Source organism: Calditrichota bacterium, from assembly GCA_013112635.1.
Classification (GTDB): Bacteria; Calditrichota; Calditrichia; order Calditrichales; family J004; genus JABFGF01.
Genome location: JABFGF010000019.1, coordinates 1 through 14,331, shown reverse-complemented (window position 1 = coordinate 14,331; position 14,331 = coordinate 1). Strand labels below are relative to the sequence as shown.

Here is a 14,331-nt window from a genome sequence, read left to right as displayed (position 1 = left end):
CCAGCAATGCCCAACGCGGTTTTTTTGATTTCTATAAAGAGTACAGTGATGAGATTAAGGCCATGCATGCCTTAAGCATTGCCTACGATAAACTGCGCCATAACCTCGTACAACAGCGTAACCGCATCCACTCTTTGCTGGACAGGACTTTCCCGGAGTTCTTAAAGGTGCTGCGTTTAGATACAAAATCAGCAGCCTATCTGCTTAGTAAATATTTTTGTGCCAAGCACTTTTTAGAACTTGATACAGAATACGAAACAAAGGAGCTAAACCGCATTTCGCGCAGCCAGTGTGGATCTATTTATTTGAAAAAACTGCAGCGCCATGCCAAAGAAAGCATCGGGATAAAATTGGATAAAACAGAAGAGATGGCCGAGCGCATAGCGCTGGATAGCTGGCTTGCACTACAGCAAGTAGTTGAAAAACAGATGCATAAAACCATGAAGCGCTTAATAGAACTGGCAAAGACCACGCCGTACTTTGCCATCCTCACATCGCTCAAAGGTATATCCGATAAACTGGCCGTCTTGTTTATCGCCGAAACACGCGACCTTTCCGGATTTGCCCATTACAAGCAGTTGGAGAAATATGCCGGTTTTAGCTTAAGGCAGTCACAATCCGGGCAATATGTCGGGGCCCGTCATATCAACCATATCGGCAACAGGCGCCTCTCCTGCATTCTATACAAGATGACCGAGGAAACGGTTAAAAATATTCCCGAAGTGCGTGTTAAGTTCATCAGGCGACAGCTGCTCAAAAGAAACTACCGTAAAAATGTGGTGGCCGCTTCCAGCAAGCTGTTAAAACTGATCTTTGCCCTTGTTAAAGACAACAGGGTCTATGAAATCAGAAAGAGGGAAAAGGTACCGGATTTTTTTTATCTTGAGAAAAAATACGCCGCTTTAAAAGCATCGGATAAAGTACGTTTTGGAAAACAAGTCGCTTAGTTCTTTGGCATAGAAACGTTTTAGATTAGGGTTTGCCTTAAAAATACCTGGAACAATTTAACAACGACCGGGGAAGCCTGCCGCTTATGCTTTTAGGAAGGTCCCGCATTTTGCGGGACGCTTCGGCTAACAGATATGCAGGCTAACCCTGGTCCTTTTGTGGCCGAATAGAGAATAGGTTAATCCCTGGATATCGGGGTGTAACGTAAGTAAGTCCGGGCAAAAGGACGGATATTAAAGGGGATGGTTTTCTGGTTGGAAATGTTCAGGTAAACAGGCGACGTACGCCCTGAAACAGCGGATTATGCAAAAAAGCGCATGAAAAAGGCGGATTTAGTTAATCAAAATCCTTTTTCAATTAGGATTTTCCTTGCAACTGGGCAAGTAGACTGAGCATAAGAGGATTTAACCGTGCAAAAACGTCAAACCCTGAATCATGCTCCGGCGGTTAAATTCCTACTTAATGCTTTTGTTAGACGCGATTTTAATTTTTAGAAACTTTCTTATAATAAAAGTCACTTCCATATTTTTCCGCATATTTAAAAAAACTTTTCCACTTTTTAGAAAACACTTTTGATGTATCTGGACAAAATATTATTAGGTCTTCTTTTGATATTTTAAATTCAACAAATTCTCCTAAATGAGGAAAACTATGGACTTCAAGAAGATTTAATTTATAATATAGCCTCTGCAGTTCGGTTGTAAACTTTAACACATAATTATGGGCAGATTGCCAATCATTTATGCCTTTAGAATTGGCGTACTTTAAAATATCAGTGCGATGTTCCTCAGACAAATCATCAGTAATTATTAATTGCTCACCTATAGGAAATGTAAAAGTTGTATCTGATGGTGTCGTTATTTGAATAATTGAAATTGTAGGAGAACCATCGGAATTAGTTCCTCTGGGGACGATGTAAGTGTTAAAAAACAACCCAATGTTTTCTTTACTTACCTTTTTTAGAAAATCTACACAGGAAACACAAGAACCTTCGTTTTTATGTCTTTGATTTTCACACGAGATAAATATTAAAAAAAGTATTATGTAAAAAATCTTGTACAGAATCATTTTAAAATCCATTTAGAACTAAGCGTATAACGACCAGTGTTTAGCTGATTTGCCGCTGAACAAACTCACAAACCGAAATCATGCTCCGCGTGGCAAATTCAGTTACAGCACTTTGTTAGCAAGTTATTGACTTTTGCCCATTTTTGATTTAATTAAAAAATGATATGAAATTAATTGCACAACCATAAATATAAGTATCAGCAGATGAATTGATTTAAAGTAGTTTTCAATTATGGCATATAAAAAAAGAATTACAATTATTGCTTGATTGATTCTATAGGCGTTTTTTAAATATCCTTTTTCATTCCATATATCCCAGCTATCAATAATTTGCAAATTGTTTTCTTTGGCAACCAAATTAAGACATTCTAAAAACTCTGCTTCATCATTTTTTTGTTTAAAACTATTTACTTTTAGCGTGAAAATATCGGTATTTATTTTTCTAATATGTCCATTATCATCAACCACAATACTTTTGATTTCACTAATAATTATTGGGTTAAGTTTCCTGAAATCTAAAAATGGTCTGTCGATCCACTTAAATTTAAAAGAATTTGTGCTTTGCTCAACCAAAATTTTACCCGAACAAAACCTAAAGACCAAATATGTAAATAATCCAATAATAAAAAGAGAAATTAAAATTTTAGAGAAAAGATTATTCACATCTTTAACTAAAATGAGTATAAACAGAATTAGAAATGTAAAAGCAACTATTGAGAAAACACCTTTCAATCCACTTACAACTCTCAACTCATATTTTTTCATTTTGTGGTCTCTCTGGTGACTTGCTAACGGACTGGGCATAACCGGAACGAGCGCTGCAAAAACTTTCGATTGCCAAATCACCGTCCGCGTGAAGTTTCCGTGTTGATGCCTTTGTTATGTGTGTTTATTTTTAGCTGAAAAGATAATTTTACCTATTATTTCATTAGAATCTTTATGTTTTGGCCCCAAAGTCCCTAATTCTTCAGGAGTAACTTTATTCGATGGTAATAAACTCAAAGATAAATTCACATCTTTAAATATTTCAAACACCTTTTCACCGAAATCATCTTTGGACTTATTTTTTGAAATCTGCCATTTTGCAGAATGAGCAGATGCACCAGCTAAGATATCTGCAATTTGTAATCCAGTCCAACTTTCAGAATTACAGAATTTAGTTTCACTAATATTTATAGGTAAATTCAATGTTCTTTTATCCCACCCTAAAGTTTGTTCTTCTAAATTACCACTCATAAGAGCTTTCCATTCAACTATTTGCTTTGACATATTAGAAGTTTGATCATGGATTAAAACAATATCATCAGCGCTTCCATTTCGCCACTTGGCCATCGTTGTTAATCCAAATGTAAATGATAAATCTAAAGAGTTTGGAGGAATTAACTCTAATAATCGATGTCCAATAATCTCATAGGAAGGACGAATTAAATCTAAAATTTCATTTAAATCATTATTATCAGAAACTTGGTTTATTAATGAAAACAACTTCTCATAATTTAGTATAGTTTGTTCTCTGATAAATATTTGAAATTTTATTAGCAACTCATCAAAATAAATTTTTCCACCAAAAGCAGGTAATGAACTATAGAGTAAGTTGGATAATGCTATGTTTTGTCCGTTTAAATATAGATCTTCTCCCATCTCGTGGACAAAAGGTTCTATTAGAAAATCCACTAATTTTTGAATCAAAACATATTTTTTATGAGCAATACATATTTGATAGTTATCCTTCTTCTTGAGAAAACTTGAAAGAAAATCAATAATCATGTCTTGCTGATTTTTGTATTTTTTTAACGATGAATACTTTAATTCCTTAGACTTTACTTTGGAAAAGTAATGTTTTTTATATGCATTACATTCGACTTCACTAACATCCAAAGAAGCTAATACAAAAAAAGGTTGATGCGTATTTAATAAATCCTCGCCGGTATAACCACTCTCATCAAGAAAAATAGTTTTCATTTAATAAAACCTTTACAAACCAACAACTCTGTTCCAATCAGCAATATACATGTACATCCTCTGGAACTCACTTGGAAGTAACATCCTATTGTGTGCAATGAAATTTCTGGATTTTTCTAATTCATCCATTCTTTGTTTCAACCAATGTTGTGATGGAATAATAGACTCAAAGTGTTCCCATTTATTAATAATGATTTGTGCAAAATGACCAAATTCTAAAAAACCGAGTAAGTCTATTTTTTCACCCTCAAGCCACGAATCTTTTAAGGCAGTTTTCTGTCTACCTTCAGCGTGAGTTTTAATATTTCGAGGTAATTTTTCTATCCATTCTGGCCCCTCATTCTCAGATAATGTTTCCCGAACAAATTGCCTAACATGGTTTTCAAAAGCAAAAAGGACAGAATATAATCGTGCCATTTCTAAAGCATTGTTTCTTAAGTTTACAGGAAAGGGCGATAAAGCTTCGGCTAATAAATGCTCTTCAGTTTCTGTTTGATCAGCACCTATTTTAATACCTGCTTTTTGGAAAGTTGAAGCCTCAGCTTCAAATAATAATCCACGAAATAAAAAATCACGTAAATCTTTAAATTTCAAAACAAATGCTCCTTTAAAGATTTAAATATTGCATTATAAACTTCAACGTCCTTAGTTGCAGGCAGGTGTATTTGAATATTATAATGTAATCCAGGTACCGACAAAGTAGGTTGCTCTAAATTTTCACTTTTTTTCTCAATGGTGTCTGGCTTAACCTGAGATTCTTGTTTTTTAGGTTTGTTTTTAGTTGACGTCTTTAGGTCAGCAATTTCTAAAAGAGAATAAAAAGTCCTTCTCATATTTAAAGCAACATTATCACTTACATTATGATAACTTTTAAATTTTCCTTCAACAGCTTTATAATCAGAGGAGGTAGGATGTTCTTTTATTAAGAAAATATCTGAATATGCTTCCTTTAATGCTTCACCCATTATTCGTTTAGAAAGTGAGTGATCCCGATAATCTTTGTATCTTTGCGTTGTTTCCCATCAGGTGTTAAAAATCCAAGCGCCTTTAATAGGGGTATATAGGCTCTATGTTTATTTGACTTAAATCCTAAATCCAATAATATTTGGTGTGTAAATTGTTCAGGAGCTTGGCCATCACGAATTTTGCTAAATAATTCTTTAACCTTTCCATATGCCTCTGTATATGAGCTGATTAAAGCCATAATTTTTTCTCCATAATTGTCTATTTATTGTTTCTATCATTCCACCAAAAACGTAAATGAGTGATTGCACTATTAAGATTTACACCAATAACACCAGGAACAATTGGTATATTGAACTTAACAATATCATTAGCTGCTTTAGCTAAACCAACACCTTTTTCTAATGATTTTAATAAGTCGTCGGATTCACCTCGAACGAACGATGCTAAATCTGACAAAAACTGCTCGATAACTGGATATGCTTCATGAGCTCTACGAAGTGGTATTAATAATTTCATTGAGTCATCAGAAATATCATTGGGGTGCGTATCGGTGATCAGTAATGCTGGTAACTCATTTTTTAGATCTTTATAGATTTTGCCAAAGTATCTATCTACAACCTCTCCATGAAAGGCCTCATTGAGTGCTCCAACTATAATTGCATTGCTACCAATTTCCCGCGCTATATTATCGAAGTTTCTATGAACGATTTCAGCTAACCCACCGTCCCAAATTCCATCACCTATTGAAAAGACATACATTTTAACATTGTTATCAAATGGTAAATGTACAAGACTTGTTAGTTTATAACCCATAGATTTCCTTAAACACATAACGCTGAGCATAAGAGGATTTAACCGTGCAAAAACGTCAAACCCTGAATCATGCTCCGGCGGTTAAATTCCTACTTAATGCTTTTGTTAGACGCGATTTTAATTTTTAGAAACTTTCTTATAATAAAAGTCACTTCCATATTTTTCCGCATATTTAAAAAAACTTTTCCACTTTTTAGAAAACACTTTTGATGTATCTGGACAAAATATTATTAGGTCTTCTTTTGATATTTTAAATTCAACAAATTCTCCTAAATGAGGAAAACTATGGACTTCAAGAAGATTTAATTTATAATATAGCCTCTGCAGTTCGGTTGTAAACTTTAACACATAATTATGGGCAGATTGCCAATCATTTATGCCTTTAGAATTGGCGTACTTTAAAATATCAGTGCGATGTTCCTCAGACAAATCATCAGTAATTATTAATTGCTCACCTATAGGAAATGTAAAAGTTGTATCTGATGGTGTCGTTATTTGAATAATTGAAATTGTAGGAGAACCATCGGAATTAGTTCCTCTGGGGACGATGTAAGTGTTAAAAAACAACCCAATGTTTTCTTTACTTACCTTTTTTAGAAAATCTACACAGGAAACACAAGAACCTTCGTTTTTATGTCTTTGATTTTCACACGAGATAAATATTAAAAAAAGTATTATGTAAAAAATCTTGTACAGAATCATTTTAAAATCCATTTAGAACTAAAGCGTATAACGACCAGTGTTTAGCTGATTTGCCGCTGAATAAACTCCAAACCGAAATCATGCTTCGACGAGCGAATTCGGCTACAATATTTTGTTATAAAAATAGTCATGAAAACTAATTATAAATTAAAAATCTTGGGTGTCTATTATTTTGCAAAGTACCTTGAATTAAATTCACTTCTGACAATTCAATATCTGTAATATATAAATTCAACATATTACCTTCATCAATTGCATATACTATATTTTTACCATTATGTGATAAATCATAAAATTGAACTCTCCAAGGGTTATCTGTAATATTTACTGTGTTTTGACCATTAATATCCATAACAAATAAATCAAAAAATTCACCACCAATAAAAATGAGCTTATCGCCTTTAGGAGTGAAAACCATATCTTTATATATTGCCCAATCTGAATAGTCTTTTATTGTCTCCTTTTCTGACCCATCAATATTCATACAAAACAGTGCCGCCTGTATTCCTGTAGGTGCATGTGAAAAATAGATTTTAGAGTTATCAAAATTAAATGTAGCACCAGAACATATGTACTCAAAGTCAGGTGTTAGGTTTATAGGATTTGTTCCGTCTATATTTCTTCTAATAATGTGAGTTGTAAATTTATTACCAAAATCATATGATCGTTTATGATAAAGGATATATCTACTATCATTTGATAAGCTAAAATTATCCCAGATCATCTCATCCGGATCATTTAGAGGATGCAAATTAGAACCATCAATATTGACACGGTAAAGTTGATAATTTCCAGTTGATTTGGTAGAGATAAAAACAATTGAATTTCCGTCAGGCATAAAAGTAGGTTTGAATTCATAAGCCGATGTAGTATTTGACAGATTAATTAATTCATTAGTATTTAGATCCAAAACATATAATTCATTCCTTGCATCAAAACCAGTTGTATTTGCCAAATTTGATACAAAAGCTATTTTCTTTTCTGTTGGAGAACTACTTATGTCGTCGTATCTGGCTAATTTATTTGTAATATTAGTGAATCCAGTACCATCGATGTTCATTAAAAAAATATTTGTTGAATCTCTCAAATAGTTAAAATAACTACCTGAATATGAAGAGAAAACAATTTGCTGAACTGATTTATTGTTTGAACTTGATGTGGGTTCCGAACAGCTTTGAAGTATAATTACAAACAATACAAAACTAATTATTAATCTCATATTTTATCCATATAATAGATTTTTATAACGTTGAGTATTTAGGCGATTTGCGTTTGAGTAACTTCCAAACTAAGTTTATACTCCGAGTAGCAAATTCGCCTACAATACATTGTTATATGTGAATATAAATATAACCTATAGTAGCAAACCACTATAAATTGAGAAACCACGATTTTTAAAATTTATTGAAATTTCTGGAATTTTAGTCAAACCAGATTCATAACGAATACCTGAAAAGACGTTTTTATTAAATAATGTAAAATGTAATTTACTATCCAGTACTATCCCGAAATCATATCTGTTTGACGAATTGATTAAATCTAATTTCTCTCTGCCAGCAGGCAAATCTAAATCCCATTCGGCATTTAATAAATAAGAGGTCGAAACCCCACCAGATAAATCAACAACTATGTTTTCCATTTTTAAGATATCATTAGAAAACAAAATGTCTAAAGTTAAATAATCGTAACTCTCAATTGTTTTATAACTTTTTGAATAACCAGCATCATCAGTCCAAATATAACCATTATTGGTTGAACCTTTCATGCTATATGATAGGTGAGGTGTAAAGAAAATTGAATTATTTAAATTAACACGTGCTTGTATTCCAAGAAGTAGTCCTGTTTTAATTGATGTATCCGAATGAAAATCACCAGAAATATCTGAAAAATTCAATCCAGTAAATAAGCCTATTCTAAAATCTGCATTTTGCGGAAATGATAGAGAAGATGTAATAATGAGTAATGTAAATATTTTAGTCATGTTAATTTTAACTTGAAAAATTGTAGAACATATAACGATCTACGATAAGGTGATTTGCCACTACAAAAACTTCCAGCCTGAAATCATGCTCCGCGTGGCGAATTCACCTTAATTGCCGTGTTAGGGCCAGTTACTTGAATACTAACATTTTCTTTGATTGAGTAAAATCTATTGTTGTTAGTTTGTAAAAATACACTCCCGAAGAAAGACCAGATGCATCAAATTTAATTTTATGTTTTCCAGCACTTTGTTTTTGATTAACTAAAGTCTTTATTTTTTGACCTAATATGTTATAAATCGATAATTCAACTTTAGTCTTAATAGGTATTTGATAACTAATAAATGTTTCAGGGTTGAATGGATTTGGATAGTTTTGATTAACTTTATAATCAAATGAATAACTGATTACATCAAGCAATCTACTTGCAAAATCTGATTCTATAGCACCCATATCTGGTGCAATACTATTATATTCTGAACTTAAGAGGTTAATTAAGGTATCTTCTTCCCAAAGGAAAAAATTGGTACCAGAATCTATGCAAGGAGAATTTTGCATTAACTGGACTTGTCCAATATCGTTTTCTATAAGTAGCGGATTTTGAGAAATATTTCCTTCCAACCAATTTAATGTGTCACCATTTCTGACAAAAAATGCAGATTGGTCACCTTCAATATCTGAGAATGCAACTGTCATAGTATTTCGTGCCGCATATTCTGATGATGTTATCAAACTAGGAGTATTGTTCCAGATAATCGAATTTAACATAAACAAATCTGAATTACTATGGAGGTCAATAAATCCATAATATAAGTCTTCCGCTGTGTTTTGATAAAATGTTGAATTAACAAATTTAGGATTAGAATTATTTGTACACTTCACACCACCAACAAATCTCGCTGAATTATTAATTACACTTACGCCATAAAAATATGGATCAGAATTATCACAATAAATAGCACCACCTGTGTTAGATGCTTTATTTCTCAGGATATTAACATTAATTAGTTTAGAATCGTCATCATATAGATAAAAGATGCCTGAACCTTGACCACTTGAATTATCAATAATATCTACGTTGGTAAAATTTATGTGAGAATGTGACACGAAAACTCCACCACCAACACCAGGTGGACAAACATTTTCCTTAATAGTCCCAGATACAAATTTTAGTTTAGAACCATCATAACAAAAAATCCCACCTCCAGATACACCAGTATTATTTTGTATTAAAATATTGGACAATGAAATCTCTGATTTTGTACAATAAAGACCACCAGCATAACCGGATCCATTTTGTAAGGTTATATTATCAATGAAAGCGTTTTTGATATTATAACAAAACATTACACTTGATGAGCTATCCGCATCTATAATTGTAAGAGTATCTACTTTTCCTTTAAGAAACAGATCGCTTTTTAATTTTACTGGAAATATTTCACCATTTGTTTTTGGACTATATGTTCCTTCATCAAGAAAAATTTGTCGCTGATTCAAAGAATCTGTATTTATTTTTATGAGAGCAATGTATAGAGTTTTAAGAGGTTCATTTTTTAACAAGCCACTATTATTATCATTTCCCATTGGAGAGACATAAAGATCAGAATTTACTTGCTCAATTTTGGGATGTTCAATATTAAGAATATATTTATCAACTGGAAAAACTTGATATTCTGTGGGTGAAGACACAGTAAAGGTATCTATATTAACGATACAACTATCAGAACTTTCCAAATAGAGATCGCTTCCATATTTTGCATGATTTAAATAAATTGTAGATTTATATTCCGGTTTAAATACAGGTTGTGATTTTTTATGGAAGATTCCTCCTCCTTGATCATTTGATATATTGTTAATTATTGTAACATTTTTAAAAATCGGGTAGGATTCATTTAAGTAGATTCCACCGCCTTTAAATATTGTAGAATTTTCAAAAACTTTTAAATTTTCTAACACAGGCGAACTACCAAAACAATAAATTCCCCCGCCATAACGGGTTGCATTATTTTGTGATATAATCAAATTATCTAAATTGGGTGAACTATTTAAGATATAAATTCCAGCACCATAATCATTACGACCGTTTGATATAGTAAAACCTGATAAAACACTTGTTGAATCTTCCCCATTATCAAATGTTATAACAGTACCACTATTATTTCCAGAAATTTTGGTCTCGTAAATATACCTATTTAATCGAGTTGTGATAAATAGAGAACCTACTACAATCTGTTTTCCATTAAAGTTAACATTTTCTTGATAGTTACCAGGATGAACTAAAACAGTATCACCAGTCTTAGCAAGATCAATAGCAGACTGTATAGTTAATGAATCAGTTGAGACATTAATAATATTAGCCATGCTAGAAATTGTACTTAAGTGAACAAATAAAAGACAAAGCTTTAAAACTTTCATAAAGTATCCTTAAACGTATATAAATCTTTATATTTTACTATCAAAGAAAATTTCCCCTAAAGTATATAATTAACTGATTTAATTTATCATGCTTAAAGCCCTAACGACCGAGGTTAAGGCGATTTGCGATTTGAAATCCTCCAAACCGAAATCATGCTTCGAGTGGCAAATTCAGTTACAGCACTTTGTTAGCCACGCCCCTGGTTTACCGAATTAACAACATTTTTTTTGTTTCAACTTGGCTTCCAATTTTTAAAACATATGAATATTGGCCACTTGCGACATTTTTACTATGGTCATCTTTTCCATCCCATTGGATTTCCTTGTTTCCATTTAAAACGTCACCATCCAAAAGGGTTTTAACTTTTTTCCCGAGAGAATTGTAAATTGAAAGATATACATTTTCTGGTCTTTGTAAACTAAACTGGATATTTGTATTGGGATTAAATGGGTTTGGATAATTCTGAAATAAACTAAAATTTGATAGACTCGTGTGTTTAAATGGTTCTAAAGAAGTAACATTTTGCATTATTACTATTTTTCTTTTTATACCATAATTACCAGAATCACTATTTATTGTGTTTGTAACAAGAAAAGAAATAACGTTGCCAGAAGAATCCCTGGTGAAATTAAAATCATTATCTAAAGAATCTACATCAAATTCCCATATGCTTTTATTTAAGCCAAAAAGGCTATCAACAGAATTTAAAATGTATTTTCCGTTTTCGTAAAAACTAAAAAGCTGCCAGTTCCAATATTCCGTACTACTTCCAGATCCATCATCATCAATAAAAAGACTTGTAAAACTGACTGATTCATCCTGTTCAATAGGTTCATTCGCAAAATCAAAAGAAATGAAATCTTCCAAACAGAGGCAAGGGTCGTAATCAGATTCTTCACCAACAATTAGAACTTCTTTTATCAAACTATGAGATTCATTATTGGAGTCATTTGCAAAAACTAATACATAACCTTTTAGTGCATTATAATATTGGTCATTGTAAAAAAAATACTCGCGGCATCTATTAGAAACGGTTGCCAAGTTCGTAATATTAAAAAGCCACTGGCTCTGCTGTTCGCCTGAGAGGCCATCTTCATTTATTAGAGTAGATGAACTATCGCAAGCAAAAAATTCAATACGCCAGCTCCAGTCAATTATAGTTTCGTTTTCAATCTTCTGATATTCACAAATAATGGATGTTTCATTGTTAATAAAAATTGTGTCAGGAAAATTATTGAATGAAAGGTTATTCTCACCAGAATAAACAAGTTCTACTGATAAAAACAAAATTATTAGACTTATTATTTTATACATGTCAATTCCTTCATTATACTTAAAAAATGTAAGTGGCTAACGAGCCAGGCATAAGAGGATTTTACACCCTCAAAATATTCAACCCCTGGATCATGCTCGCTGTGTAAAATTCCTACTTAATGCCCGTGTTATATTGCGCCGAATAAATATGGTTACTCATTTTCTTCTAAATTATTAAAATCTTTTTTTGAATATGATGTCAATAAATCAGGAACAAAATGTTCAGAAAACCCACAAATTGAAGAAAAAAACAAAAGTATATATTGTGGATTTTCTCCAATATTTAGAAACAATTTGCTTTTGAACCCCACATAAAAAATAGTTACAACAGATATCGTTAAAATTATTCGTAAAATAGAATCTATAATCGCATAGCCAAACCTATATGAAATAATTTTATGTGTAGTAAATTTCCCAATTGAAATTCTCGAATAGATTGTTGAAGCAACCATTCCAATTAAGCCAAATATTAATCCATTTATAAAGTTTACTGATAGTGACATCAATAATTGATTAAGATTTATATAGTGTAATAAAAATATTAAGAAAATTGAGGAAAACACGGTAGTCAACACATTTAAATATTGGTACTGCACTTTAATTTCTGTGGTCAGTTTTCCCGAGAATTCCAATAAGATTTTGTATATATCATCATAGCTACTTTTGTCTTCAGCAAAAAATAAGGATTGTTTATAATTTGCTAATTCTATTAATAGCTGCAGTTTTTGGTTTTTCCACCTTAAAAGCGCAATATTTTCTTCACATTTATTAATCAATGATTCATGATTCGCTACTTCAGGAATTTGCTTTTCGTAATTAATATTAGCTAATTGAAAATCATCTGTGATAAAAATTATTCTTTGTTTTCCAGGCTCCTTATCATGGATAGGAATAGAAATAATTTTTTTTTGCGACAATATCTGTCCTACTTTGATATTAGCAATATTATAATTACCATTCTTATCCAGAGGAGCATTAATCTCTTTTTTATCAAACATTATTTTTCTTCGGTATCGATATCAGTATTTTCTGAAGAATCTGTTTGTGTCTGAGTGATTTTTAACTGTTTTTCAATATGTTCAGAAGAATCATTTTCTTTTTGAGTAATTTTGACTAGCCCTGTTGCAAGTTCACTTTTGTTTAGTTTCTTTTTTTCTGCGTCTGACATTTTTCATTCCTTTCAAATGTTTTGATAATTTTTAAATGAATTGCATATAAATTTTAAGCAATATAACGACCGAATGTTAAGCTGATTTGCGATTGTAAATATTCAAAGTCTGATTCATGCTCTGACGAGCAAATTCAGTTTGAACATTTTGTTATGAGGCCCCTGATTTAATTATAAAAATAACGGTTTACATAAAGACGATTGTTTTTAATTTGGATTGTTGCAGCAGTATTTAAAGAATCAAAAATTATAGAATTATTTCCATAAATATATTTCCAATTTCTTTCATACTTCTTTTCCATTCCCAATAATTTGCGAATTAGATAAAACTTATCAAGAACTATTTCACTTCCACTAATTTTCAAAGAGGAATCTGTTTTAAAAGTTAAAACTTCTTTTGTTGCCGATTTATTAGCTTCCTTTCTTTCCCAGATATAATCCTTGTAATTCAAAGAATCAATAACAGCATTCTCATGATTCATTGGAATATAAGAACCAGTTAAAAATTCATAGTCTTTTAGCTGATTAAAAATTAAAAAATTATTTAACATATAGATAAATACAAAAACAGAAACCAATGAAACAGTAAATTTTAAAACACTTTTATTGACTTTAAAATATTTAAAGATAAAATGAACACTGAAATAAAAAATATTAAAATATAAATAGCCAATTCCGTAAAACAATACTACTGCGAGTATGAAATAGGTTTCTTCAAACATTCCTAATGTAGAAGTATTTAGTCCATCTAAAAGACGATCTCTGAATTGATTAGTATTGTAGTAAAAAATTAATATAAATGTAAAAATGGAAGATATGCCAAATTTCTTTAATTCATTTTTAAGGATCATCATATTTTATTTGGCCTTATAACATAGTATTATTCGGTTGCGGATTATTTAGGTAAAATGCAACTCAAGTAACATATTAAAAAACAACTACTTTTACAAACTCAAATTTTAATATCTGACAAATATCCGGTTTGACTGAAAAAC

15 protein-coding genes and 1 pseudogene are annotated in these 14,331 nt (G+C 31.4%); 1 reads left to right on the top strand and 15 read right to left on the bottom strand.

Going from position 1 to position 14,331, the window contains the following annotated elements; translation table 11 throughout:
* The coding region (locus HND50_22235) for an IS110 family transposase (protein NOG47971.1) at window positions 1–947 on the top strand (947 nt) is incomplete at its 5' end.
* 484 nt (window positions 948–1,431) lie between these two features.
* On the opposite strand, the gene HND50_22230 is transcribed toward HND50_22235, so the two are convergent.
* The 15 genes and pseudogenes from HND50_22230 to HND50_22160 form a co-directional block, all read right to left on the bottom strand.
* On the bottom strand, window positions 1,432–2,016 hold the full coding sequence (locus tag HND50_22230; protein ID NOG47970.1) for a hypothetical protein: 585 nt from the start codon (window positions 2,014–2,016) through the stop codon (window positions 1,432–1,434).
* 123 nt (window positions 2,017–2,139) lie between these two features.
* Window positions 2,140–2,781, bottom strand: coding sequence for a hypothetical protein (locus tag HND50_22225; GenBank protein ID NOG47969.1), 642 nt, complete (start codon window positions 2,779–2,781; stop codon window positions 2,140–2,142).
* Between the two features lie 114 nt (window positions 2,782–2,895).
* The gene (locus HND50_22220; protein NOG47968.1) at window positions 2,896–3,978 is read right to left on the bottom strand and encodes a DUF3800 domain-containing protein; all 1,083 of its coding nucleotides are present in this window, start codon (window positions 3,976–3,978) and stop codon (window positions 2,896–2,898) included.
* A gap of 12 nt (window positions 3,979–3,990) precedes the next feature.
* Window positions 3,991–4,572, bottom strand: coding sequence for a hypothetical protein (locus tag HND50_22215; protein NOG47967.1), 582 nt, complete (start codon window positions 4,570–4,572; stop codon window positions 3,991–3,993).
* A pseudogene (locus tag HND50_22210) lies at window positions 4,569–4,994 on the bottom strand (DUF5343 domain-containing protein). The gene HND50_22215 and the pseudogene HND50_22210 overlap by 4 nt, the downstream one beginning before the upstream one ends.
* Window positions 4,943–5,182, bottom strand: a complete 240-nt coding sequence (locus HND50_22205) for a DUF5343 domain-containing protein (GenBank protein NOG47966.1) — start codon at window positions 5,180–5,182, stop codon at window positions 4,943–4,945. The pseudogene HND50_22210 and the gene HND50_22205 overlap by 52 nt, the downstream one beginning before the upstream one ends.
* Window positions 5,183–5,202: 20 nt before the next feature.
* The gene (locus tag HND50_22200) at window positions 5,203–5,757 is read right to left on the bottom strand and encodes a hypothetical protein (GenBank protein ID NOG47965.1); all 555 of its coding nucleotides are present in this window, start codon (window positions 5,755–5,757) and stop codon (window positions 5,203–5,205) included.
* 117 nt (window positions 5,758–5,874) lie between these two features.
* Entirely contained in the window at window positions 5,875–6,459 is a 585-nt protein-coding gene (locus tag HND50_22195; protein ID NOG47964.1) for a hypothetical protein, read from the bottom strand.
* Between the two features lie 136 nt (window positions 6,460–6,595).
* Window positions 6,596–7,678, bottom strand: a complete 1,083-nt coding sequence (locus HND50_22190) for a hypothetical protein (GenBank protein ID NOG47963.1) — start codon at window positions 7,676–7,678, stop codon at window positions 6,596–6,598.
* Between the two features lie 135 nt (window positions 7,679–7,813).
* A complete protein-coding gene (locus HND50_22185) occupies window positions 7,814–8,440 on the bottom strand; it encodes an outer membrane beta-barrel protein (protein NOG47962.1) in 627 nt (208 codons plus the stop codon).
* Between the two features lie 130 nt (window positions 8,441–8,570).
* Window positions 8,571–10,853 (bottom strand): T9SS type A sorting domain-containing protein, encoded by a 2,283-nt coding sequence (locus HND50_22180; protein NOG47961.1) that lies wholly within the window; start codon window positions 10,851–10,853, stop codon window positions 8,571–8,573.
* Window positions 10,854–11,058: 205 nt separating this feature from the next.
* Window positions 11,059–12,168, bottom strand: a complete 1,110-nt coding sequence (locus HND50_22175; GenBank protein NOG47960.1) for a T9SS type A sorting domain-containing protein — start codon at window positions 12,166–12,168, stop codon at window positions 11,059–11,061.
* A 152-nt stretch (window positions 12,169–12,320) separates the two neighbouring features.
* Complete coding sequence (locus HND50_22170) at window positions 12,321–13,166, bottom strand: hypothetical protein (GenBank protein ID NOG47959.1); 846 nt, start codon at window positions 13,164–13,166, stop codon at window positions 12,321–12,323.
* Window positions 13,166–13,336, bottom strand: a complete 171-nt coding sequence (locus HND50_22165; protein NOG47958.1) for a hypothetical protein — start codon at window positions 13,334–13,336, stop codon at window positions 13,166–13,168. Before HND50_22165 ends, HND50_22170 begins: the two co-directional genes overlap by 1 nt.
* A gap of 167 nt (window positions 13,337–13,503) precedes the next feature.
* Window positions 13,504–14,190, bottom strand: a complete 687-nt coding sequence (locus HND50_22160) for a hypothetical protein (protein NOG47957.1) — start codon at window positions 14,188–14,190, stop codon at window positions 13,504–13,506.
* Between the last annotated feature and the right edge of the window lie 141 nt (window positions 14,191–14,331).